Genomic DNA, 24,282 nt, shown 5'->3' on the forward strand with positions numbered 1-24,282 from the left:
CTTTGCAGTTCTTTCAATCTTTGAAAGCAAGCTCTTAAAGTTCCAATGATGTAGTCTTTTCCTTAGGTTTGCTTTTCCGTTTCCTCTAAAGCCTTTATTGACTTTCTTTAAGTTTTCTATAGCTATAGCCTTTCCTTTCTCTTTTGCTATTTCTACTATTCTGTGTGCCAAAAGCCACTCTTCGTAGTCTTTTCTGTTTTTTGAATAGCTCATAAACTCATGCAGGCTAATACTTTGATAGCTCAAAAGATTTCCATCAGGGCTTACTTCTGATAAAGCTAAATGCAATGGGCTTGCGTTTGTGTCTATGGCTATCACTCCATACTCTTTAGTTAGCCATACCTCTGGAGTTGGTATCTCAAAACTTACATTCCCATAAATCTCTCCATCCCTTAGCTTTAGCTCTACTGTGTAAGGGAAGTATGCTTTACTTTTAGAGCTTTCCCAAAGCATAGCTAAAAAAGTATTCCACTTGTCTTTTTCATTGCTTGGTTCCCTTAACACCTTTGCGTAAATGAACTTTCTCTCACTTACCGTAATCCTTAAAAGAAGCTCTCCGTTTTCGTCCCTTTCAAACCTTAAAAGTCTGTTTCCTTTATCTGCTTTTGAGCCTATGCTTAATAAAGTCCCTTGTCTTTGTTCTCTCCACTTTCTTTTTAACTGTTGTCTTTCTTTACTTTCCTTGTCTCTGTTTTTACAGAGCTTTTCAAAAAGGGCTTTACCGCCAAACACCACTTTTTTGTCTGTTGGATATTGCTTTGCTTTGTAGATAGCAGAGCTTATGTATACGGTAGGCAGGTCAGGAAACAGTTGTCTTAGCTTTTGGTATATTTGATTATGGGAGTTTTTGTTTGTTAGCAGTTTATATGCAGACCTTATGGCGGATGATTGTTTACGCATTAATTCTAAGAGCTTTTTTCTGTCGGAACTGTTCAACTAAAGTTTAAACTGCAAGCTTACATACATCAGGTTCTTATTATAACTACTCAGCGCTGCCTGAAGGATTTTTTCGAACAGCTTCACTACCGCTTTACATTTGGGAGATTGAGGGTATAATTATTTTTGTAGGAGAGGTGGCCGAGAGGCCGAAGGCGGCTCCTTGCTAAGGAGTTGTAGGGTTAATAGCCCTACCGCGGGTTCGAATCCCGCCCTCTCCGTTTAATCAGTTTCCAATTCTATTTCGCAACCCTCCTTTTCTATGATCAACTGACAGGTTAGCCTTCTGTTTTCCTCGTATTCTCCAATACGCCAAAGGGTTTCCTCTTCTACCTCCGATGGCTCTGCCAAACATTCTAAACCTTTTTTGACTGTGCATACGCACACGCCACACTGACCGTCAGTGCATCCAAATTCCACACCAGCTTTTTCTATCTCGTGATGCAGTTCTCCAAACCTAACTCCGGCTGGAATGTCAAACACTTTTTTGTTAATCTTTACCTTAGCCATGCTATTTATTTTAAGGTCTTGTAAGAAAACCAAAATGAGTTTAATCACCGGTTGGTTATAATTGAAACTTGGAGGAGGTGCCATGAAGGATTGTTTGAAGTTAATAACAGAGCGACGCTCCATAACCTTCTTTGACCCTAACAGAGAAGTGCCTTTAGAACTAATAAAAGAGATTTTAGAAGTTTCCGCCACCGCACCCTCTGGATACAATCTTCAACCTTGGCAGGTAGTTGTGGTTATAGATAAAGAAAAAAAGAAAAAGCTTAAAGAGATATGCTACAACCAACAAAAGGTAGAAGACGCAAGTGCCAATGTGGTCATAATAGCCAACACAAGGGCGGGTTTTGATAACGTGGATAGGGTTTTGGACAGTTGGATAGAGCTTGGATACATTCAGTCCTCTGCAAAAGAACAGCTAAAAGAGACCATACAGATGGGTTGGAGCGATCCCCAAAAGGCTAAGAAAAAAGCGGTAAGGGATTCCGCTCTTTTTGCTATGAACCTTATGATAACTGCGAGAGCGTATGGGCTGGAAACCCATCCTATGGAAGGATACGACGAGGTTAAACTAAGAGAATTTTTGGAACTCAAAGAACACCAAGAACCCGTTATGATAATAGCTATTGGCTACAAGGATCCAAACAAGACACTGCTACCCCGTGCGTACAGGTTTAAGTTTGAAGAGTTTGGAAAAGTAATGTGAGTTCGGAAAATGCCATTTGAGAAGTCAGGATGTCAGCTTTTAGCAGTTATTAGCGAAGCGGTATTTCTCTACTTCAGGACTTTCCTTAAGAGCGATAAAGGAGCATTTGCTCAATTAGACTAATGAAATTTTACAAGTCATATATACCATCCTCAAGCTACACAATTACAAAAACTCTCTCCTATTCTTCCCACCCTCTTAACGCATTCTTTCCTTACCACCAAAAATACCACTTCACCAAATATAACGTCGTAATTAAACAACTCCATATGCTTTATAAGCCTACACTCAAAGCTTGCGGGAGATTCTTTAACTCTCGGTGGTTTTACCTTCTTTGAAGGTTCGGGAGTAAGCCCAGCCAGTTCAAGCTCGCTAACGGAAGGTGGAAAGTCCTCTCCTGTAAGTTTTACCTTTTCCAGAAGGCTCCACTCTACAAAATTCACCACAAACTCTCCTGTCTCCAAGATGTTCCTTGCAGTGTCCTTTTGTGTTCCATCTTCCCTTTTGCTAATGGAGAGCATAACCACCGGCGGTTCATCGCACACAAGGTTAAAAAAGCTGAAAGGGGCTAAGTTTATTATTCCCTCTTTGTTTGTTGTGGATACCCAAGCTATGGGCCTTGGTGCGACCCATTGAGTTATGAGTTTGTAAAGCTCATCAGAAGGTAGATTACTAACTTCAAGTTCCATCGGGTTTTATCACATCCGCCTTGACGTAATCCCTAAGCACCTCTGGTATTATCACCGAGCCGTCTTTCTGTTGGTAGTTCTCCAGTATGGCTGCAAGTGTTCTTCCTACCGCTAAACCCGAACCGTTTAGGGTATGAACAAACCTTTTCCTTCCGGAAGAGTCTTTGAACCGCGTGTTCATACGCCTTGCCTGAAAGTCGGTGCAGTTGGAACAGGAAGAAATCTCTCTGTATTTATTCTGAGAAGGAAACCACACTTCTATGTCATACGTCTTTGCAGAAGCAAAGCCTAAATCACCCGTGCATAGCATTACAACCCTGTAGGGAAGTCCAAGCAGTTTTAGAATTTCTTCTGCATCTGCAGTTAGCCTTTCCAGCTCTTCGTTGGACTTTTCAGGATGAACAATTTTTACAAGTTCCACCTTATCAAATTGGTGTTGTCTTATTATGCCCCTTATATCTTTTCCATAAGCTCCTGCTTCCCTTCTGTAGCAAGGAGTGTAAGCTGTTAGGTATATGGGCAGGTCTTTCTCTTCAAGGATTTGGTCCCTAAAGAGATTGGTAAGAGGAACCTCCGCCGTGGGTATTAAGTAAAGCCCATCCTTTTCACACTTATAAACATCGTCTTCAAACTTAGGCAGTTGGCCTGTGCCCTGAAGTATTTCTGGTCTTACAAGATGGGGAACCCAAACCTCTTTGTATCCCCTGCTTGTGTGAAAATCCAACATAAAGTTAATAAGAGCCCTTTCCAGTTTAGCCCCCCAGCCCCACATAACCGTAAACCTGCTACCAGACAAGCTGGCACCCCTTTCAAAATCCAATATGCCGAGAAGCTCTCCTATTTCGTAGTGAGCCCTTGGCTCAAAGTCAAACTCCCTTATAGTGCCCCATCTTCTGACTTCCACATTTTCCGACTCATCCTTTCCAAAAGGAACGCTTTCATCAGGTAAATTAGGCAAAAGTAACATAGTATGCATCAGCTCTCCTTCAACTCCCGAAAGCTCATCCTCCAGCTTTTCTATTCTTTCCCTAAGCTCCTTAACCTTTGCTTCAATGCTTTCTGTGTTTATACCCTGAGATTTCAACTTCCCTATCTCTTTACTCAGTCTATTCCTTTCAGCCCGAAGGGATTCAAGCTCTTTTAGAATATCTCTTCTTTTTCTATCAAGCTCAAGCACTTTGTCTATTAGCTTTACGTAATCTTCCTTTCTAAGGCGTAGCCTGTCCTTTACAAAATCTGGCTGTTTTCTTATGACTTCTATGTCAAGCATGGAAAATCTATTATAATAAGCACGCATGAGAAAATCCAAGATTTTGAGAGAAACTAAGGAAACTACAGTAGAGCTTGAGATAAATTTGGACGGTAGCGGAGTTTTCAAAGTGGATACACCAATAGGGTTTTTAACTCATATGGTAGAGTCCTTTGCAAAACACGGGAGGTTTGACTTAAACCTAAAAGCCAAAGGAGACATACATGTATCCTATCATCACACCGTGGAAGACGTGGGAATAACCTTGGGAATGGCGGTACTTGAAGCCTTGGGAGACAAAAAGGGTATTCAAAGATACGGATACAGCATAATTCCTATGGACGAAGCCTTGGTGTTGTGCAGTATAGATCTGTCTGGCAGACCGCTTTTTTTCTACGAAGATTTAGGTTTGCGAGGGAAGATTACAGACTTTGACTTTGAACTTATATGGGAATTCTTCAAAGGCTTTGCCTTAGAATCCAAAAGCACATTGCACATAAAGGTTTTATCCGGAAAAATACTCCATCATGTTGCAGAAGCATGCTTTAAAGCCTTTGCCCTTTCCTTAAAACAAGCAGTATCCTTAGTCGGAGGAGGAATACCTTCTACAAAGGAATACTTATAGTCAATCATCTTGAACTATAAAGCCGTATATGTTGTGGTTTCTTAATCTTTCAAGATAACTCTCTGCTTCCGTTCTGCTTTTAAAATCTCCATAAAGCACCTTGTATATTCCAAGCTGTTCTACAATCGTTAAGCCCTTGATGCCTATATTTTTTTCCAATTTTTCTTTCCATGCTTTAGCCCTATCCTCAGAGGAAAAAGCTCCCAATTGTATTCTTATAGCCTTTTCTTTTTGCTCTGGTGTTTGACTTTCCTTAGGCAAATCGTGCTTATTTAGTAGCCTTTCCTGCTCTTTTATTAAGATCTGACTAAGTAGGTCATAAGCTTGAGTTTTTAGATTTGCCTCCGCTTGTCTATCTTCCATTATTTTTCTTATGTAGAGCTTGGCATTTTTGTAATCTTCCAAGTAAAACATCAACCGAGCCATATTGAGTTGTATTTGCGGACTATTCACACCGTTGCTGACAAGGTTCCTATAAACATCCAAGGCAGATTTGTAATCTCCCACTTCTTCGTAAGCATTGGCAAGTTCAAACTGAGCGTCTAAAAACATTGGATTGTAAATGGTCGCCTTCTTTAAGTTCTCAAAGTAAAGGGATTGGTTGCCCATAACCTTGTATATCTTCGCTAAATAATAAAAAGCTACGTGTTTGTTAGGAAACGCCTCGTCGTTGAGCGCTTCCTTAATTTCATTTAAAGCCTTTTCGTAGTCCTTTTTCCTAAAGTAAAGTATTCCTAAGTTTAGTTTCGCTTCTGTAAATTTTTTATCTACCTCCAAAGCTTTTCTAAATGCGTTCTCCGCCTTATGGTATTCTAAAACCTCCATGTAAGCAATTCCTAAGGCATTCCATACCTTAGGCTCATTGGGTGCTATCTGAGAAGCCAAAAAGAAGTTGGTTATAGCCTCTGAGTAGTTTTTTACCAACAGAGAAGACATGCCCAGATCGTAGTAATATTGCCAATTTTTAGCATCCTTTTCTTGCCGAACGCTTGCACATGAAAAGATAAACAGCAATATGATTAATAAGAGCTTCATTTTTTAACTATTACATTTCCAAAAGCGGACCTTAGCTTGTTCATCTCTGCCCTAAGATTGTCTGTTCTTACCTTCACCCTCACCTTGTAAAACTTGTCTTCATTTATGATTTCACCTGAATAGCCCATCCTTTTAGCCTTTTCCAACACCTTCTCTGCGTTTTCTTTATGAATGAAGGCTCCTATCTGTATTACATACTCCCTTTTCTCTTTTTTTACCTGATCCTTTTGAACCGTTAAGTTATTCTTTGTCGCTTGCTCTGGTTTATTTTCAGCTTTCTTTTTCTCCTCTTTTATCTTTTCCGCTATTAAATCTTTCTCCTCTTTTTCTGGCTTTTGCTCTGCTGGTTGTTCTACCTTTTCAACTTTAGGCTGGCTTTCTTCCGGGGGTTTTGGTGTAGGCTTTACTACAATTGGTGGAGGTTCGGCGGGAGTTTTTTGTTTAAGCCACTGGTTCAAGCCTAAGTAAAAGAATATCAAAGCGATAAGTATTCCTACCAAAACTATTAATCTTTCTCTTCTATTCATTCTTCCCTCCTTTCACATGCGTTCCGGCGCACTTACTCCTATTAAATTTAAACCAACTTTTAAGGCAATCTCAACTCCTTTTAACAGCGCAAGCCTTCCCATCATAAGCGACCTGTCCTCCACAATTACCCTGTGATGGTTGTAGTAATTGTGGAAAAGTTTGGATATTTCCAGTAAGTTGTATACGACTATGTGTGGTGTTAGGCTGAGGACCGCATCTTTTAAGGTATCCTTGAAAAATAAAACTTTTTTCATGAGTTCTAAACCTTGAGAGTCCTTCAAAGGGTTTAGCCATTCTTCCAGCTTTTCACTATCTGGGTCTATTCCAAACCTACTTCTAACCTCCCTGAATACACCTCTTGTGCGGGCGTAAGCGTATTGAACATAAAAGACAGGGTTTTCTGTGGTATTGCTCTTTACCAAGTCAATGTTAAAATCAAGGGGCGTATCTGAACGTTTTGTCAGAAAGATAAACCTGACCGCATCCACACCCACTTCATCCAACAACTCCTTAAGGGTTACAAACTCTCCAGTCCTTTTGGACATACGAATTTCTTTGCCTTGTGAGAAAAGTCTAACCATTTGCACAAACTCTACTTTTAGCCAATCTTCTGGAATACCCAAAGCCTTAAGAGCTCCCTTTAACCTTGGAAGATAGCCCCAGTGATCTGCCCCCCAAAGGTTTATAACCTCTTCAAAGCCCCTTTTGTATTTGTAGTAGTGGTATGCTATATCTCCAGCAAAATAAGTGGGTGTGCGATCGGACCTTATAAGGACCCTGTCTTTGTCATCTCCAAAAAGGGAGCTTTTGAACCAAAGGGCTCCATCTTGCCAATAAATATAGCCCTTTTCCTCTAACTTCTGAATAATCTCTTCCAAAATACCGCTTTTGATAACTTCCCTTTCACTGATCCAAGAGTCAAAAGACACACCCATAAAATTCAGAGTTTCTCTTATATCTTCAAGCATGCGCCTTATTCCGTATTCACTAAGAAGGTTTATTGCTTCCTTCTTGTCTTTTTTTAGTATTTCTTCACCATAAAAAGCCTTGGCATCTTTGGCAAGCTCCTTTATGTAATACCCTTTGTATCCTTCTTCCTCAAACTTTTTCCTTAGTTCTTCGTCCTCTACGCCAAACAGCTCGTACAGTCTATAAAGGATAGAAAGACCAAAAAGGTATGCTTGATTGCCAGCGTCGTTTATGTAATACTCTCTTTGAACGTCAAAGCCAAAGGCTTTTAGTAGTCTATACAGCACATCCCCTACCACCGCACCCCTGCCGTGTCCAAGGTGTAGCGGTCCAGTGGGATTGGCACTGACAAACTCTAACTGTAATTTTTTCCCTTTTCCTAAATTTTCAAAAAAGTAGGACTGTCCAGTTTTTAAAAGCTCTTTAAAACTTTCCTTTATATAACCCTCTGAGAATCGGAAGTTTATAAAGCCTCTCAAAGGATAAGCTTCAAACTCATCACAGCGTAATTCCGGCGCAATTTCCTCTGCGATTAAATTGGGAGACTTTTTTAAATGTTTAGCTAAGAGAAAACACACGTTTGTAGCAAGGTCTCCCAACTCACTGTCCTTTGGAATATCTACGGTGTAGTTTAAATCCTGTATGTTGTATTTTTTCAAAACCAGCTCTCGCAATCTTTGACTTACTAAATCTTTCATGAGTTGAAAGGTCTTACCGCCCTGAAAGAGATTATAACACAAAGGTTTATAATAGTTATCTTCGAAATGAAGAGGACTAAATACTGTGGGCTTGTGTCGGAAGAGGACTTGGACAAAGAAGTAGTGCTTTGCGGTTGGGTTCATAGGGTTAGAAACCATGGAGGAGTGGTATTTTTGGACCTTAGGGACAGAGAGGGAATCGTGCAGGTGGTGGTGGAAGAGCTTCACTCTCCAGAAGCTTACGAGACTGCGGACAAGCTAAGCGCAGAAGACGTTATTTGCGTGAAAGGTAAAGTAAGAAGAAGACCACCAGGAACGGAAAACCCAAAGCTAAGGACAGGACAGTTGGAGGTCTTTGCTGAAAGGATAGAGCTTTTGAACACTTCCGAATTGCTTCCTTTCCCCGTAGAAGAAGAAACCGCAGTATCCGAAGAAATAAAACTGCGATACAGATACATTGACCTTAGAAGGGAAACGATGAAGAGGAACATCCTTTTTAGGCACAAAGCCTATCAGATCATAAGGGATGTGTTTGTAAAGAATGGTTTTATTGAGGTGGAAACTCCTCTGCTTACCAAATCTACGCCCGAAGGTGCAAGGGACTTTTTGGTTCCTTCAAGACTACATCCGGGCAAGTTTTACGCCCTTCCCCAGTCCCCACAGCTCTTTAAACAAATTCTTATGATCGCTGGCTTGGACAGATACTTCCAGATCGCAAAGTGTTTGAGGGACGAAGATTTAAGGGCAGACAGACAACCAGAATTTACGCAGATAGACTTTGAAATGTCCTTTGTGGAAGAAGAGGATGTTATGGGTATAACGGAAGAACTTATAAGGACGTTGTTTAAGGAGCTTTTGGGAATAGAAGTAAAAACACCCTTTGATAGGGTTAGCTATTTTGAGTGTATGGAAAGATACGGGACAGATAAGCCAGACAGAAGGTTTGGGCTTGAATTGGTAAATGTGGAGGATGTGTTTAAAAACACCGACTTTAAGGTCTTTAAAGAAGCCATAGAAAGCGGTGGAACGGTAAAGGCTATAAACTTCAATGCTGGAGAGCTGTCAAGGAGTCAGATAGAAGAGCTTACTCGTCTTGTCCAATCTTGGGGTGCTAAGGGTTTAGCTTGGATAAGGGTGGAAGAGGGTAAGCTAACATCCCCCATAGTGAAGTTTCTTAGAGAAGAAGAAATAAAGGCTTTGCTTGAAAGAACAAAGGCGAAACCGGGGAATACCATCTTCTTTTCTGCGGGCAAAAAGGAACTTGTCTATAAAGTTTTGAGTAATCTAAGGCTCCATCTTGCCAAAAGTTTTAACCTTGCAAAAGATGGCTTTGACTTTTTGTGGGTTGTGGATTTTCCACTTTTGGAGTGGGACGATGAGGAAGGGAGGTTCGTATCCTTGCACCATCCTTTCACCTCTCCAAGGGAGGAAGACATACCAAAGCTAATTCAAGCCTTACAAACACAAGACATAGAGGAGAAGAAAAGGTTGGTGCATTCTGTAAGAGCAAGGGCTTACGATTTGGTCATAAACGGTTATGAGGTAGGCGGAGGTTCCATACGTATTCACAGAAGGGACCTACAGGAAAAGATCTTTAAACTTTTGGATCTATCTGAGGTAGAAGTAGAAGAAAAATTTGGCTTTTTACTTAAGGCTTTAAGTTATGGAGCTCCACCTCACGGAGGCTTGGCCATAGGTTTGGATAGGCTTTTGGCAATTATGCTGGGCTTGGATTCCATAAGGGACGTTATAGCTTTTCCCAAAACTCAAAAGGGTACATGCCCATTAACAGGAGCGCCAGACTACGTTTCTCCAAAACAACTTAAAGATGTGCATATAAAAACCTTGGAATTATGACGCCTTTTGAAGAGCTTTTAAAAATAATGCAAACCTTAAGGGAAAAATGCCCATGGGATAGCAAGCAAACCCACGAAAGCCTTAAAAAGTATATGATAGAAGAAGCTTATGAGCTTTTGGACGCCATAGACAGTAAAGATGACCATAGGCTAAAGGAAGAATTGGGAGACGTGCTCCTTCAAGTTGTTTTTCATTCCCAAATAGCAAAGGAAAGAGGTGCCTTTGATGTGTGGGATGTAATAGAAACTTTGAATGAAAAGCTGATAAAGAGGCATCCTCACGTCTTTGGCAATGAATCTGCCCAAGAGGTTTTGAGTAAGTGGGAAGAGAATAAAGTAAAGGAAAGGGAGAGTGTCTTAGATGGAGTTCCAAAGAGCCTTCCTGCATTGATGAGGTCCCAAAAGCTTCAGGACAGGGCAAGCTTAGTGGGCTTTGACTTTGAAAGCATAGAGCAAGTTTTTGAAAAGATTGAAGAAGAGTTTCGGGAACTAAAGGACGCTATAAAGGAAGGCAGTAAGAAGGCTATAAAGCACGAATTGGGAGATGTGCTTACCGCTGTTGTGGAGTTGGCAAGGTTTTTAAAAGTAGATGCGGAAGAGTGCTTACAAGAGGCAAACAACAGGTTTGAAAGGCGGTTTAGATACTTAGAAAAAAGAGCAAAGGAACTTGGAAAGGATCTTAAAAGTATGACTCTGCAGGAGATGGACCTTCTTTGGATGGAATCAAAGCGTTTTGACTACGATAATCCACAAGAGTGAGATCTCTTTTTATGCGCTCCTTCAAAAACCTACTGCCTGCCTTTCCAAGGGATTGGGCACCCAAAAGGGCAATGCTTAACCTTTTTTCCTTGATCTCCAAAGCCCTGTTTTCTACAAATTGGCAGATCTGTTCAAAATCTATTCCGCTTCCATCTTGAAGAGTATCTGCTGGAAAGCCCACAACACACTCAGATTCTACATCTCCTATCAGTAGAACCGAAGAGGTGTCCCAGCAGATCTCCGCCTGAAGTTCTACAGATATACGACCGCTTAGGAGTTTTTCCTTTTGATCTACGCTAACCAAAAAGGTGGGATCGGTCAGAACACTTACCTCTTCCAAGGGTCTGTCTTTTAGCTCTTCTACCAACAAAACTTTCAATCCTCCTTTGTTATAGTATATGGTGTTTTCTATAACTTCTTCTACGTCAGCCTTCAGCACACCCTTTATAGCCCTTGAGAAGGGTTGGACCAAAAAGGGTATATGACTTTCGCCAACCTTGACGCTTGCGTGCAAAAGCTTCCAGTTTATGAAGGAAAACTCCCACTCTTTACACTTCAAGCCCAAACCTTCCGCAAAGAACCTTAGCTCCTTTATAAAAAGCCTCTCCTCTTTGCTTCCAGGCCTTCTTCCGCCCAAGAAGGACACAAGGTCCCACATGGCTTTTTCCTTCTTTTGCTTAAAAAGTCCGTAAATACATCCGCAGTAGTCCTGATGGTAGATTTCCATAGCCTTGGAGAGCCTGAACATCTCCTGCGTGCCTCCCCCTTTTCTGTAGTCTAAGGCTAAGAACTCTATGCCAAAGTTTTTGGCAAGGTTGGAGCCCACTTCAGAAAGAACCTTAAAGTCCTTTTTTGGACTCATAAGCAAGGTGGTTGTATAGTGGGAAGCACCTATACTTTTTGCATACTCAAGGGACCTTGAAAGTCTGTAGTCAAAGCACACCTCACACCTTTTGCCCCTCTCCGGCTCGTCCTCTAAGCCTTTCACAGCCCTGAGCCAGTTTTCCACATCATACTCTCCTTCCACCAGCTTTATCCCCAAGCTCTGACATACTCTTTTTGTTTCCACAAGCCGTAGTTTATATTCTTCGTAGGGGTGTATGTTTGGGTCGTAGAAAAAGGCAGTTATTTCAGATTGGGGAAAATCTTCTCTTAGCCTTTGGAGAAAATAAACCGCATCTGGCGCACAGCAAACGTGGACTAAAATCTTCATGAGTACTTACGAATAATATACTCTACGCAGGTTCTGAGCCCAAAGCCTGTGGCTCCTTTTGAGTAATAACCAAATTCCTCTTTGAAGTAAGCAGGACCTGCTATGTCCAGATGGATCCACTTTATGCCCTCTTTGACGAACTCCTCCAAAAACATGGCAGCGGTTATGGCTCCACCGTATCTTCCTCCACTATTTAACACATCTCCATCTCCTTTTTTTATCTTTTCCCTGAGCTTTTTGTCGTCCATCGGCAGTTTCCAAAGCCTTTCTCCTGTATCCTTTGAGATTTTCAAAAACTCATCCCCAAACTCATCGTCGTTGGTAAAGAGCCCGGCGGTGTATTCTCCCAGGGCTACCACACAGGCTCCAGTGAGCGTTGCCAAATCAATTATTCTGGAAGGTTCAAGGTTAGAAGCATAAGAGAGGGCATCTGCCAAAGTTACCCTACCTTCTGCGTCGGTGTTGTCTATCTCTATGGTCTTTCCGTTCATAGCTCTTATTATGTCATCCGGTCTGTAGGCTGTGCCACTTGGCATGTTCTCCGCCGCTCCTATTACTCCATGAACTTCTACCGGAAGCTTTAGCTCAGCTACCGCCTTCAGTATGCCAAGAACCGTGCATGCTCCCGCCTTATCCATCTTCATCGTCCTCATGTAGTCTCCCGTCTTTATGTTTAGTCCCCCGCTGTCAAAGGTAAGTCCTTTACCTACAAAAACTATTCTGTCCTTTGGCTCCCCTTCTGGCCTGTAAGTAAGATGGATGAACCTGGGTGGTGTGGCAGAGCCTTTCCCCACGCTCCAAAGAGCCATCATACCCATTTCCTGAATTTCCTTCTCATCGTAAATCCTACACTCTAAATGGTATTCTTCTGCGAGTTTTTTGGCAATTTCCGCCAAGGTTATTGGATTTATCACGTTTCCTGGCTCATTTACCAAGTCCCTAACAAACCTCTGAGCTTGCGCCAGTATTTTACCAACAGTTATCCCCCTTTCGTCTCCACCGTAGAGCTCAATCTTTGAGATCTTCCCTTTTTCCTCTTCGTTGTTCTTGGTTTTATACTTATCAAAGGTGTAATCTCCCAGTATGGCACCCTCTACTATAGCCTTTGAAACTTCTTCGCTTAGCCTCTCTCCGGCATAAATAAGTAAATCTTTTACCTTGTCCCTTTTTGCCCTCTTTATGATCAACGCAGTGGTCCTTCTAAAATTGTCAAGGCTGACCTTTTCTTTTTTACCCAAACCTCCCAAGTATATGGTTACCACCTTTTGGTTTTTTATCAAGTTTATCTTGGCTACAGAATCTTCTTTCCCTTTAAAGTTTTCTGCTTGCATGAGCATTTTTACTTCTTGCTGTAAATCACCAAGATAGCTAAGGTTTGATTGATCATCCTCGTAAAGCAGAACAGCAATAGGTGTATCTAAGCTCTCTATACTTTTACTCACAGACAAGATTTCCATGTTTTCCTCCTTGGATCTTTGGGGAGGGTGACGGGACTCGAACCCGCGACCCGTGGATCCACAGTCCACTGCTCTACCAACTGAGCTACACCCTCCTAACTGATAATAAAATTATACTCAAGCTTGAGCTTTTTCAATAAACAAAAACTCTTCTAAAGCTTTTTTCAAGTTTTCAATTTCTCCTTTTAGAATAGGATTTTCCTTATCCAGCCAGCCGTTTATGTACCATTTGTAGTATGGAGTGTGTATTATTTGCCAGCCCGCTCTTTTGAGTCTTTCCACTCTCTCCACATGCCAGTCTGCGTAATCTAAGATTTTATTCCCTAACATTTTAAAGTGATGTGGTCCATCAACTTCTATTGCAAGAAACTTTTTGAGCTGTTTGCAGTATATTACAAAATCTAACCTGTATCCGCAAGTTTCGTATTGGTTGAAAATTTTAATTTCTGTCTTGTATTTTTTTTCTAACTCTTCAACAATTTCCCTAAGGTAGTAATAGACTGCTTCCTCCAGTTTAGATTCAAACTTACTAACATCCAAACTTCCATCCGACAGTCGTTCTGTGTAGTAATTTTCAAAGTGAAGTATGTATCTTTTGGTAAGATTAAAATTCTGTGGAAGCCCTGCATAAACTAGGAAAGTAAAATACTTTGCTCTACTGGTAGCTACATTAAATCTGTTTTTTTGCTCATAATGGTTCCTACTTTGAGAACATGATTCATCCAAAGCAAGGGAGATTATCATAATATCTTTTTCGTGTCCTTGAAACTCTTCGGGTGTTCCCACGAGGATGTTATCGTAATCTTCCTCCATAAGTCTTAGTCTTATGTATTCTACCTGGTCCCTCACAAAGGAAAGAACACCTATCTCAAAGTTTTGTGGCACATATTCAGGAAGTTTTACATCTTGATAAGCTCTGTGATCTTTCAAACTCTTTATTATTTTTAAGACCTCTTCCGCTTCAGCCTCAACTATTTTTTGCCTTGTGGACCTTTTTCCTTCAACTTTTATAACTTTAAAGGCTATACCTTCCCTGTTGGGATCCCTTGTCATCACGTGCAGTTTTCCATCGTAAAACTCCCTTGAAGTAAAGCTTGCCAAAGGATAAACTGACCTGAAGTGTTCGTCTAACATAACTATTGCATCTTCATTTATATAGCTTAGAGAATCTGATTCTTCAGAATGTTTATCAGGAGATAAGAACTCAAGGATGGAAGCTTTTGTTAGGACCAATCTTCTCTTTTTGGCTTTCTCGTAATCCATCCCTGCTGGTTTATACCTTTCCCATACAAGAGTATCAAGTTTATTACTAATCCTAAAGCCTAAGCCCACTGCTTCTAAATTAAGTTGCTTGTGATCTCCCACTACGCAGATGCTTTTCCCTCTATAAAAGACAGGTATTATCTGAGCTAAATTTACCTGAGAAGATTCATCCACTACAACTAAGTCAAACAAGTTTGGCTTCATAGGAAGTATTCTGTCCACGCTCGGGATATCAGTTATCCAGATGTTAAAGATCTTTAATACATTTTCGTAGTTCACGCGTTCCTGTGCTTCCTTAAGCAATCTGTCTTTTGTATAATGAAATATGGACTTTAGATTAGAAAGGTCTTCCTTGTATTGCCAAGCTCTGCTGTATATTCTATCCAAAATCAAGGTTGCTATTCTTTTGCGTGCAAGCTCCTTTATCTCTTTCTCTAAACCACTGAGGGTTTTGGAATAATCATGAAGCAATCCTTTAAGCTTATCCGCTGTATACTGAATCTCACGGTATCTATCTAAGAGCTCATACAAACTTTTGGCGAAATAAGAAAGTCTTTTCCCTTTAGTAAAGCTTTTCATTCCTAATTTTTTCAAAAACCTTTTGCGACGCAGAATATATATACCAATTTCTGTTTTACCTTTTTCTTCTAACGTCTTAAAAGTTGATTGCTCGCTTTTCAGAAAATCCATAAACCTTTGAATTTCTCCCTTATAGGTCTGGTATAGCTTTTGGATGAAATCTCTTTGAATCTCGTATTCATATTCAAAGTTAGTTAAACTCCTCTCAAAGCTCTGAGTTTTTTCTGTGTATTCTTCGGTAAGCTTCAAATATTTTTTATATTCTTCAGTAATTTTCTTATAATCTCTAATCTTTTGCTTAAGCTCATCTTCCGTATTCTTCAAGTCCTGCTTTATTGAATATATCTTTATGTTGTCCAGCTGTTTGATGATGTTTTCTATGTTTTCCTTAGTTTTCCTTTTGTACTCCTTGTAAAAGTATATGAAGGGCAAAAAGTTTTCGTCTGAAGAGAGTATTCTTGAAAGCTTTTCAAAGAGCACTTTTATAGCAGGGGCTTTTTGGGATACGATTAATATCTTCTTATCAAGCAGTATAAACAGAAGAGCCAAAGCGGTTATAGTGTGGCTTTTGCCAGTGCCGGGTGGTCCCTGTATGTATGATACCTCATGATTGATGGCGTTTTCCAAAGCCCTTTCTTGGTTTTTAGAGATAGGTATAGGAATTTCATACCTTAGGTCCCCCAAAGAAAAGTTACCCAACTTTTCGAGATTCACTCTCTCTGACAAAGCAGAGCTTAGCAATTTTTGCAAAACTTTGTTCTTCAAATCTCCCCGTTCTTTGATCTCTTCTATCAAAAGTTCCAAAGATTTATAAGTAGAAAGCTCTGTAGGAAAATTACTAAGAAACAGATAAGTTCCGTCGTAATAATAATTCTGTTGGTTTGCTAAAATTTCAAAGGATAACCTTTCCTGTAAGATTTTAATCTTTTCCTCAGATTCAAGCATATAGTTTATTTGTTCCACAACTTCTTCAGCTAAGCCTCTCAAAGATTCCAAATCAGCACATGTTTCCATCTTTTCTTCTACTTCCTTCACAAAATCCAACAGATCATCCCTTACCCCGTATTCCTCATCTTGTCCCAAAGGAAGCTTATCAAAAAGGTCATAGTTCAGAAAAGAATTTCCTATGTCCAAAGTTATTTTTCTTTCTTCTTCCCTTACTTCCAAATTAACCACAAATATTGGAGCAAAAACTCTTATCTCGTTTATAGTATCTGTTTTAATGAAATACTTCAAAAGACCCACACCCAAAAATAGCGCTTTATCATCAGAATTTGCTATCTCTCTTAGCTTTTTTTTCAGAAAGTTGTATAGATCCCCATCGCTTTCCCTTGTAATTTCCAATGCATCGCCAAATTTTAAGTCTTCTTTTAGGAAGAAGAGGGTTTCTTTAAGAACCTCAGGATTTATCCTTTTTCTTCTGGGTCTAATAAACAGATTACTGAAATCTACTCTAACACCTATCTTCCTACTAAGTTCTCTTAGATAGCTAAGATACTTTATAACATCATCTTTCCCGACCATTTCATAGATCTTTATCAGTTATTTCTTCAGTAAGCAACTTATACATTTTGTTTATACTATCTTTAAGCTCTTCAAGTTCTTTTTGTGTAGCTTTCAACTGTTGGATTGTTAGATTTGTGTACTCCCTTAAGTATTCGTTGAATTTTTCCTCCTGTTTACTTAAATGTGCCTGATTAATTTTCTCCAAATCTTCTATACAAACCTGAAGCTTATTAGCTTTATCGGTTATTTCCTTAGCAAGCGTCTTAAATATTTCGTTCATTCTATCTTTAAGCTCTTCAAATTCTTTTTGTGTAGTTTTTAATTGCTGACTTGTTAGACTTGCATATTCCCCTAAGTATTTTGTCAAATTTTCTAAGTTGTTTTTTGCTAGTTGGCTTAAGAGAGTTTGTAATTCTCTGAACTTTTCCTCCTGCTTGTTTAAATTTTCCTGATTAATTTTCTCCAAATCTTCTATACAAACCTGAAGCTTATTAACTTTACTCTTTAAATCAAACAACAAAAACACAACTAGAATCCCCACTCCCGCAACTGCAAGAGTTAGAAAAATTAAAGGTTCCATAAGGTCAATTATACCATTTTTATTAAGCGTCTTTATTAAGCGTCCTCCCAGATAGGGTGTTTGTTAGGGGCTTTGTCCTCTAATGTTTAATATGTAAATGGGTTGGTTTCTTACATGCATGTAATTGGCTACAGTGGTTTCAGAAAAAGCTATGCGCTTGGTTAATTTCTCACCCAGCGTATTGGTTATAATTTAAATGCACTACAATGAAACACGGATATTTTGGCACCTTTGGTGGTAGGTTTGTTCCAGAAACCTTAATGTATGCGCTGGAGCAGTTGGAAGAAGAATACGAAAGGATAAAGAAAGATAAAAGCTTTTGGGAAGAGCTTTACGCATACTTAAGAAACTTTGCAGGTAGGCCCACACCTTTGTATTTTGCCAAGAACCTAACTGAGTATGCTGGAGGAGCAAAAATCTACCTAAAAAGAGAGGACCTTTTGCACACGGGTGCCCACAAGATAAACAACACCCTTGGACAAGCTCTTTTGGCAAAGAGAATGGGTAAAAAAAGAATCATCGCAGAAACAGGTGCAGGACAGCACGGTGTCGCTACCGCTACCGCTTGTGCGCTTTTTGGTCTTGAGTGTGTGGTTTATATGGGCGAAGAGGATGCCCAAAGGCAAAGGTTAAATGTCTTTAGGATGAAACTTTTAGGGGCAGAGGTTAAGGTGGTAAAAAGTGGAAGCAGAACTCTAAAAGATGCCATAAACGAAGCCCTCAGGGATTGGGTTTCTAATGTGGAAACTACCCATTACATAATAGGTTCTGTCGTAGGTCCCCATCCCTTCCCAACCATCGTCAGAGACTTTCAGAAAGTTATAGGAGAGGAGGTAAAAAAACAGCTGTGGGAGCTTGAAGGAAAACTACCTAAGGCTGTTGTCGCTTGCGTGGGAGGAGGTTCCAACGCCATGGGGATCTTTTATCCTTTTGTGGAAGAAGAGGGGGTAAGGCTTGTGGGAGTAGAAGCTGGAGGGCTTGGCATAGAAACTGGTAAGCACGCCGCATCAATAAATGGTGGGACTGTCGGCATTCTCCACGGTATGAAGTCTTACTTTTTGCAGGACGAAGAGGGACAAATAAGAACCACCCACTCCATATCCGCCGGTCTTGACTATCCGGGAGTAGGACCAGAGCATGCCTACCTTTTTGAAAGTGGAAGGGCAGAGTATGTTTATGCAACCGATGAAGAAGCTTTGGAAGGTTTTAAACTGCTTTCAAGACTTGAGGGTATTATCCCAGCCTTAGAGCCAGCCCACGCAGTGCTGAAGACAATAGAAATAGCCAAACAGCTCAGCAAAGAGGATGTGGTAGTTCTAAACCTTTCGGGTAGAGGCGACAAAGATATGGAAACGGTTATGAAACACTTAGGTGAAGCGTAAAATTTTTCCTTTTGTATTTTTTCTTCTTTCTATTGTTCTTTCCATAGAAAGATCGCTGGATCCCTTTCTTTTTGAAGAGGACTTAGGAAAAGGTTTTGTAGTCCTTCGTATAGAGGGAGAGCATCGTTTGGAAGAGAACAAGCTCATTGCCAAAGCAAAAGTTTTGGGTGGAGATTTTCCAGAAATATACAACAAAGGGGCTTTATTGACAGTTTATGATGCCTTGGACTTACCCTCCAGATACATAAAGACCTATGCAAAGGTTAAGGTATCGGAGGGAAGAGTTTATATAACTTCAAGCTATGCCAACCTTTCCTTTGCAGACATAAAGCCAAGCCTAAGGGATCGTATGATAAGTAGGGTAGAGGGTAAAATTGAGGACCCGGAGGTTAAAAATCTTGTGCTAACCTACTTTTTGGGTGAGGATCAAGAACTTCTACCTTTAAAAGTTCAGTCTGCTTTTTTGATCACGGGACTTGTCCATCTTTTGGTAGTATCCGGCGGACATCTAACTGCCCTTGCCCTAATGCTAAGATATCTGGCTCCTTATAGGTATGGACTGCTTCTGTCCTTTGTTGGTATAAGTCTTTACAGTCTTTTTTTGGTTCCCTCTGAACCACCAATTCTTAGGGCATACATTATGTCTGTCTTTGTCATCTTTTTGCTTGCTTACGGAGAAAGGCCAAACCTTCTTGGCACACTTTTTGTTTCCGGAGCCATCATACTCTTTTTGTATCCAGAATACGTGCGCTCTTACTCTTTTTGGCTTTCTTTCTGTGCGACGCTTTATATCATCCTCTCCTTAAAAGACGCACCAAAGAAAAACGTCATCTTTTTGTCCTTTTGGGTTTCCTTCTTTGCCTTTTTGGGCACCATGCCCATAGTCTCTCTCCTTTCCTTTTCTGCACCTTTTAGCATTATCCTCACTCCTTTGCTAACCCCTCTGTTTGGCCTTTTTACACTTTGTGGCTTTTTGGACATGATGACCCTTTTTTCCTTGCCGTCTTTTCACCTTGAGCTTTTGGGACAGCTTATCGTCAAGTCTGTGCTCTTCTTTTCGCACTTTGCCCCAAAGGTTTTTTTCAACTTTTCCCTGTGGGAAGCGGTGCTGAGCCTTGTGTTGGGATCGGTTGGGCTTTATCTGCTAAAGGGTTGGAAAAAGCTCCTCGTCAGCGTAGTATTCATCCCCTTCTTGTTTTAGCCTGCAGTAATAAGGTCCATTGCAATGGACTAAACCTTCTGCTACATAAAGTCCCAACCTTTTGCTTAGTTCCCTCTCTTCTATGCCTAAGATTTGAGAAAGCTCGCTTAAGGTTTTTGGTGTGCTAAGAGCTATCAAAATAGGATCTTCTACCTTCTCTTCTTCAACCTCAAACTTTTGAAGCCTTCCTACAAGCTTTGCGACCCCTTCGTTGATCAGCTTTATACAACCTTCCCACCTTTCGCTAGATCCGTATCCTACGTGTGCATAAACCTGTCTTCCCTGCTCCTTGGCGTAATAGGCGGTTATTAGCGCACCTGAGTTTTCTCCCGCTTCCACCACAAAAACTCCGTCAGACACACCGCTTATAAGCCTGTTCCTTCTGTAAAAAGTGTATCTATCAGCATGCTCCCAAGGCAAAAGCTCAGATACTATAGCCCCATTGGCTAAAACGAACCTTTTAATGTTTTTTGGTGCTTGTAAGATACCAAAGCCAAGAAAACACACGGTATAGCCCCCACTTTCCGTGCAAAATCTATGAGAAAGAATATCTATTCCCATCGCACCGCCAGAAGCTATGCCATAACCCTTAGACACCAAGAGACCTATCAGCTCCTTTAAATACATTATGCTGTAGTTGTCTGGCTTTCGTGTGCCAACCACTCCAAAAAACTTCGTCCTCTTTAGCTCTCCCTGATAAAACAGAACGGGTGGTGGATCTTCAATTTCCTTTAGTCTTGGAAAGTAATCCATATCCGAAAGAGTAAGAAAGCCTATTCCTTCCCTTTGCACTACCTTTATAACTTCCTCTGGGTCAAAGCTAAGCTTTTTTTCCTTTATCCTGCTTGCCCTTACTTCACCTACAAGCTTTACAAGTTCCCACCTTTCTGCCTCGAGTATTAGCTTTGGATCCTTGTAGTATTGGTAGAGCTTTTTTATATTCCTCTCACCAAGTCCATGTATAGCCTTTAAGGTAAGCCAGTAAAAAAGCTGATCCATCAAAGTTTATCCTTTTCTATAAGAGACTTTACCTCCTGAATGGCGGTGTCCAAGTTAAGCTCTTTTCTTTCTCCCGTATGCCTTATCCAAAGTTCTACTTTACCTTCTTTAACTTTTTTACCCACAACCAGAATGTAGGGAAAGCCACAAAGTTCCCCATCTGCAAACTTAAACCCCGGGCTTTCGTCCCTATCGTCGTAAATAACGTCCAATCCAAGCTCCATAGCTAAGGTGTATAACTTCTCTGCAGTATTTTTTTGCACCTCATCCGACTGATTTACGCAGATAATGTCCAGCTCAAAGGGTGCAACCACCGTAGGAAACTTAATACCTTTTTCGTCATGATACTGCTCCACAATGGCGGAAAGGCACCTTGATATACCAATACCATAACATCCCATCACCACAGGTTTTTCTTGACCTGATCTGTCCTTTATGAAAGCTCTCATAGGTTCTGAGTATCTGGTTCCCAAGAGGAATATGTGTCCTAGCTCTAAGCCCCTTCCTACCCTCAAAGGAGCACCGCACTTAGGACATGGGTCTCCCTCTTCCACCTGACACACATCCACGAACTTCCCGTATTGGATGTCCCTACCCGCATTGACGTTGATGTAGTGATAGTTATCCTCGTTGAGGGCAACTACCATGTTCTTTATGCCATAAACTGAGTTGTCCCAAAGGACGTTAAAGTTTGGAGGAAGATTAAAGGGTCCCACAAATCCCTTTGAGGTATTAAGCAGTCTTTTAATGTCTTCGTCCGTTGCAAGCCTAAATTCGTCCGTTCCAAGAACTGCTTCCAACTTCTTCTCATCCACTTCCCTGTCTCCTCTGATTAGAACCATAATAGGCTCTTCTCCTTTTAAATACAAAACCGCCTTCAGGATCTTGTATGCGGGGATCTTTAAGTAATCGGAAAGTTGGGCTATGGTGGAAGTGTTTGGCGTATATACCTTTTGCATTTGTTTTTCCTGCTCTTGCTCTTCTTTGTGCTTTGGCAAAGGAACTATCTCTGTATTGGCACAGTATCCACAGTTTTCACAAAAGGCAACACGGGCCTCACCATAATCGGTCAAGACTATAAACTCGTGGGACATCTTTCCTCCTATGGTCCCCACGCTTGCCTCAGCCAAAAGGGTTTTTAACCTTAGCTTTTTAAATATCCTTTCGTAGGCAAACTTCATAGTCTCGTAAGATATCATGGCCGAAAACTCATCTTCGTCAAAGGAGTAAGCGTCTTTCATGATAAATTCCCTGGACCTTATAAGGCCAAAGCGTGGTCTTTTTTCGTCCCTAAATTTGACCTGTATTTGATACAAAATCAAAGGAAGTTTTTTGTAGGAATTTACAAAACTTCTGAAAAGGTCCGTTATTTCCTCCTCGTGGGTAGGTCCCAAGCAGTATTCCCTTCCGTGTCTGTCTTTTAGCGTAAATAGTTCCCTTCCGTAAGCTTCCCATCTTCCTGTTTCTTTCCAAAGTTCAGAGGGGTTTAAAACGCTTAGCAGAACCTCTTGCGCTCCACTCCTTTCCATCTCCTTCCTTACTATGGACTCTATCTTCCTTATTACCTTTAGAGCGGGAGGGGTGTATTCGTATATGCCAGAGGCGACCTGCTTGATAAAGCCAACCTTTAGAAGAAGTTTGTGAGAGTTTGCTTCTGCGTCCGTAGGCTCTTCCTTTAGTGTGTGCCAAAAATATCTACTCCACCGCATAGGTGGGATATTTTAAAATACTCCTTATGCTAAACGGAATTTTAAGGTTTTTAGGTGTATTTTCCAACAACATAGGTGTGGACTTAGGAACTGCCAACACAGTTATATACTTGGAAGGTAAGGGAGTTGTCCTCTCGGAACCATCCATAGTAGCGGTAGATGTTAGAACAGGAAAGGTTATAGCGGTTGGTAAAGAAGCTAAGGAGATGCTCGGTAAAACTCCAGGAAATATTCAAACCATAAGACCACTCAGGGACGGAGTTATAACGGACTTTGAGGCGACAAAGATTATGCTCTCTTACATGATAAACAAAGTGATAGGTAAAAGTATATTTAAACCTAAGCCAAGAGTGGTTATTGGCGTTCCTTCAGGTGTTACGCAGGTGGAAAAAAGGGCAGTTATTGATGCAGCAAAGAGTGCAGGTGCAAGAGAAGTCTATTTGATAGCAGAACCTATGGCGGCGGCAATAGGTGCAGGTTTGCCCATAGAAGAACCAGTTGGTAATATGATAGTGGATATAGGAGGTGGAACTACTGAAGTAGCGGTTATATCATTGGCAGGCATAGTAACCTCTACTTCTATAAGAGTAGCAGGAGACGAAATGACCGAATCTATAATCAACTATATAAAGAAAAAGTATCACATTCTGATAGGAGAGCAAACCGCAGAAAGGATAAAAATAGAGTTGGGAAGTGCAGTTATAGAAGAGGAAGAAAAAACGATTGAAATAAGGGGAAGAGATATGGCAGGTTTACCAAAAACTGTAACCGTGTCAAACTTTGACATAACCCAAAGTTTAGAAGACGTAATTAGTGCCATCATAAATGCCATAAAGGCGACGCTTGAGAAAACTCCACCAGAGTTGGCTTCCGATATAGCAGAAAGAGGTATAGTCCTTGCAGGTGGCGGTTCTTTGCTCAGGAACTTAGACACGAGGATATATCGTGAAACTGGGATATTTACCAGATACTGTGAGGATCCCATAACCGCAGTAGCACGGGGGGTAGGCTCCATACTTGATAAAATTGATCTGATAAGGCAAATAGCTATGGAATGAAGATTAAGATCTTTTACTTCTTTCTTTTTATCCTTAGCGTGCTTTTTTACTTAACCGAAGCTCACTCCTATCCTGCCATCTTACCTCTAATTCGCTTTATAAACAGTATTTTTTTACCCGTGCTTGAGTTTAAAAGCCAGGTCTCCTATAAGGTTAAGGATCTGATTAATACATACCTCTTTCTGGTTAATGTTCAAAAGGAGAACAAAAGGCTTTGGGAGGAAATTATCCAATTGAACTTAAAGGTTAGTGAGCTTGAGACGTGTAAAAGGGAGCTAAGTCAAATAAAGGGACTGGAGGGATTTTATAAGGAACTGGACTACGTAATAGCAGGCGTGGTTGCCTTTGACCCATCCGGCAGGGATGGTTTCCTTATCGTAGATAAAGGGGAAAAGGACGGTATTGAAGAGGGCTTTGTGGTGGTTAACAGAAATGTATTGGTGGGCATAGTTGATGAGGTATACACAAGTAGTTCAAAGGTGAGAACGGTGTGGTCTGATGATATGTTCGTAAGTGTGGTAGCAGATGGTAAAAATTATATATACAAAGGGGGCTTCCCCACCGGTAGGCTCTTACATGTCTTGCAAGAAGACGATATCAAGGTAGGAACTAAGGTTTTACTCAGAAGTCCCCATTTCCCCTCTTTTGAAGTAGGGAAGGTGTATGGATTGCCTTCCCTTGAGGAGCGGTTTTTTAAAAAGGTAGAGGTAAAGCCAGAGGCACACATCAAAAAGATGGAGTTTGTAGTTATTTTGAGGAGGAAAATTTGAGTTTTTAT

At 40.8% G+C, this 24,282-nt stretch carries 21 protein-coding genes and 2 tRNA genes; 9 read left to right on the forward strand and 14 right to left on the reverse strand.

Annotation, left to right across the window (positions count from 1 at the left end; all coding sequences use genetic code 11):
- The coding region (locus K217_RS07500) for an IS200/IS605 family accessory protein TnpB-related protein (RefSeq protein ID WP_155991124.1) at positions 1–900 on the reverse strand (900 nt) is incomplete at its 3' end.
- Positions 901–1,067: 167 nt separating this feature from the next.
- Between K217_RS07500 and K217_RS0105420 the strand changes: the two genes are divergently transcribed.
- Positions 1,068–1,157 (forward strand) — tRNA-Ser (locus K217_RS0105420).
- A gap of 1 nt (position 1,158) precedes the next feature.
- Here the strand turns inward: K217_RS0105420 and K217_RS0105425 are convergent.
- On the reverse strand, positions 1,159–1,446 hold the full coding sequence (locus K217_RS0105425; RefSeq protein WP_029552113.1) for a 2Fe-2S iron-sulfur cluster-binding protein: 288 nt from the start codon (positions 1,444–1,446) through the stop codon (positions 1,159–1,161).
- An 82-nt stretch (positions 1,447–1,528) separates the two neighbouring features.
- Here K217_RS0105425 and K217_RS0105430 point away from each other — a divergent pair, with 82 nt between their 5' ends.
- Positions 1,529–2,149 (forward strand): nitroreductase family protein, encoded by a 621-nt coding sequence (locus K217_RS0105430; protein WP_029552114.1) that lies wholly within the window; start codon positions 1,529–1,531, stop codon positions 2,147–2,149.
- 152 nt (positions 2,150–2,301) lie between these two features.
- Here the strand turns inward: K217_RS0105430 and K217_RS0105440 are convergent, their stop codons facing one another.
- The gene (locus K217_RS0105440) at positions 2,302–2,838 is read right to left on the reverse strand and encodes a flavin reductase family protein (RefSeq protein ID WP_029552115.1); all 537 of its coding nucleotides are present in this window, start codon (positions 2,836–2,838) and stop codon (positions 2,302–2,304) included.
- Entirely contained in the window at positions 2,828–4,108 is a 1,281-nt protein-coding gene (gene serS, locus K217_RS0105445; protein WP_029552116.1) for a serine--tRNA ligase, read from the reverse strand. The genes K217_RS0105440 and serS overlap by 11 nt, the downstream gene beginning before the upstream one ends.
- A 25-nt stretch (positions 4,109–4,133) precedes the next feature.
- On the opposite strand from serS, the gene hisB reads away from it, so the two are divergent.
- Positions 4,134–4,712 (forward strand): imidazoleglycerol-phosphate dehydratase HisB, encoded by a 579-nt coding sequence (gene hisB, locus K217_RS0105450; protein WP_029552117.1) that lies wholly within the window; start codon positions 4,134–4,136, stop codon positions 4,710–4,712.
- Here hisB and K217_RS0105455 read toward each other — a convergent pair whose 3' ends face one another.
- The 3 genes from K217_RS0105455 to argS are packed head-to-tail and all read right to left on the reverse strand — an operon-like array spanning position 4,713 to position 7,942.
- Positions 4,713–5,747: an SPOR domain-containing protein gene (locus tag K217_RS0105455; protein ID WP_029552118.1), complete on the reverse strand. Its 1,035-nt coding sequence runs from the start codon at positions 5,745–5,747 to the stop codon at positions 4,713–4,715. It abuts the gene before it with no gap.
- On the reverse strand, positions 5,744–6,274 hold the full coding sequence (locus tag K217_RS0105460; protein WP_029552119.1) for an SPOR domain-containing protein: 531 nt from the start codon (positions 6,272–6,274) through the stop codon (positions 5,744–5,746). Before K217_RS0105460 ends, K217_RS0105455 begins: the two co-directional genes overlap by 4 nt.
- Positions 6,275–6,286: 12 nt before the next feature.
- Positions 6,287–7,942, reverse strand: coding sequence for an arginine--tRNA ligase (argS, locus tag K217_RS0105465; protein WP_029552120.1), 1,656 nt, complete (start codon positions 7,940–7,942; stop codon positions 6,287–6,289).
- A 66-nt stretch (positions 7,943–8,008) separates the two neighbouring features.
- Here argS and aspS point away from each other — a divergent pair, with 66 nt between their 5' ends.
- Together aspS and mazG are read left to right on the forward strand one after the other, a co-directional pair.
- Positions 8,009–9,799 (forward strand): aspartate--tRNA ligase, encoded by a 1,791-nt coding sequence (gene aspS / locus K217_RS0105470; protein ID WP_029552121.1) that lies wholly within the window; start codon positions 8,009–8,011, stop codon positions 9,797–9,799.
- Complete coding sequence (mazG, locus tag K217_RS0105475; protein ID WP_029552122.1) at positions 9,796–10,557, forward strand: nucleoside triphosphate pyrophosphohydrolase; 762 nt, start codon at positions 9,796–9,798, stop codon at positions 10,555–10,557. Before aspS ends, mazG begins: the two co-directional genes overlap by 4 nt.
- Here the strand turns inward: mazG and K217_RS0105480 are convergent.
- The 5 genes from K217_RS0105480 to K217_RS0105500 form a co-directional block, all read right to left on the reverse strand.
- Positions 10,478–11,770, reverse strand: coding sequence for an epoxyqueuosine reductase QueH (locus K217_RS0105480; RefSeq protein ID WP_029552123.1), 1,293 nt, complete (start codon positions 11,768–11,770; stop codon positions 10,478–10,480). The genes mazG and K217_RS0105480 overlap by 80 nt on opposite strands.
- Positions 11,767–13,227 carry a leucyl aminopeptidase gene (locus tag K217_RS0105485; RefSeq protein WP_029552124.1) on the reverse strand — a complete coding sequence of 487 codons (1,461 nt, stop codon included), beginning with the start codon at positions 13,225–13,227 and terminating at the stop codon, positions 11,767–11,769. Before K217_RS0105485 ends, K217_RS0105480 begins: the two co-directional genes overlap by 4 nt.
- Before the next feature lie 19 nt (positions 13,228–13,246).
- A tRNA-His gene (locus tag K217_RS0105490) sits at positions 13,247–13,322 on the reverse strand.
- Between the two features lie 22 nt (positions 13,323–13,344).
- Entirely contained in the window at positions 13,345–16,593 is a 3,249-nt protein-coding gene (locus K217_RS0105495; protein ID WP_029552125.1) for an AAA domain-containing protein, read from the reverse strand.
- A 1-nt stretch (position 16,594) separates the two neighbouring features.
- Positions 16,595–17,155, reverse strand: a complete 561-nt coding sequence (locus K217_RS0105500) for a V-type ATP synthase subunit I domain-containing protein (protein WP_029552126.1) — start codon at positions 17,153–17,155, stop codon at positions 16,595–16,597.
- A 206-nt stretch (positions 17,156–17,361) separates the two neighbouring features.
- On the opposite strand from K217_RS0105500, the gene trpB reads away from it, so the two are divergent.
- Together trpB and K217_RS0105510 are read left to right on the forward strand one after the other, a co-directional pair.
- On the forward strand, positions 17,362–18,537 hold the full coding sequence (gene trpB / locus K217_RS0105505; protein WP_029552127.1) for a tryptophan synthase subunit beta: 1,176 nt from the start codon (positions 17,362–17,364) through the stop codon (positions 18,535–18,537).
- Positions 18,527–19,738, forward strand: coding sequence for a ComEC/Rec2 family competence protein (locus K217_RS0105510; protein ID WP_029552128.1), 1,212 nt, complete (start codon positions 18,527–18,529; stop codon positions 19,736–19,738). The genes trpB and K217_RS0105510 overlap by 11 nt, the downstream gene beginning before the upstream one ends.
- Here the strand turns inward: K217_RS0105510 and dprA are convergent.
- Together dprA and K217_RS0105520 are read right to left on the reverse strand one after the other, a co-directional pair.
- Entirely contained in the window at positions 19,682–20,737 is a 1,056-nt protein-coding gene (gene dprA, locus K217_RS0105515) for a DNA-processing protein DprA (protein ID WP_052178103.1), read from the reverse strand. The genes K217_RS0105510 and dprA overlap by 57 nt on opposite strands.
- Complete coding sequence (locus tag K217_RS0105520) at positions 20,737–22,446, reverse strand: proline--tRNA ligase (protein WP_029552130.1); 1,710 nt, start codon at positions 22,444–22,446, stop codon at positions 20,737–20,739. The genes dprA and K217_RS0105520 overlap by 1 nt, the downstream gene beginning before the upstream one ends.
- 26 nt (positions 22,447–22,472) lie before the next feature.
- Between K217_RS0105520 and K217_RS0105525 the strand changes: the two genes are divergently transcribed.
- Positions 22,473–23,504, forward strand: coding sequence for a rod shape-determining protein (locus tag K217_RS0105525; RefSeq protein WP_029552131.1), 1,032 nt, complete (start codon positions 22,473–22,475; stop codon positions 23,502–23,504).
- Complete coding sequence (mreC, locus tag K217_RS0105530) at positions 23,501–24,274, forward strand: rod shape-determining protein MreC (RefSeq protein WP_029552132.1); 774 nt, start codon at positions 23,501–23,503, stop codon at positions 24,272–24,274. The genes K217_RS0105525 and mreC overlap by 4 nt, the downstream gene beginning before the upstream one ends.
- Positions 24,275–24,282 lie beyond the last annotated feature (8 nt).

This window comes from Thermocrinis jamiesonii, assembly GCF_000702425.1.
In the GTDB taxonomy this organism is placed as follows: Bacteria; Aquificota; Aquificia; order Aquificales; family Aquificaceae; genus Thermocrinis; species Thermocrinis jamiesonii.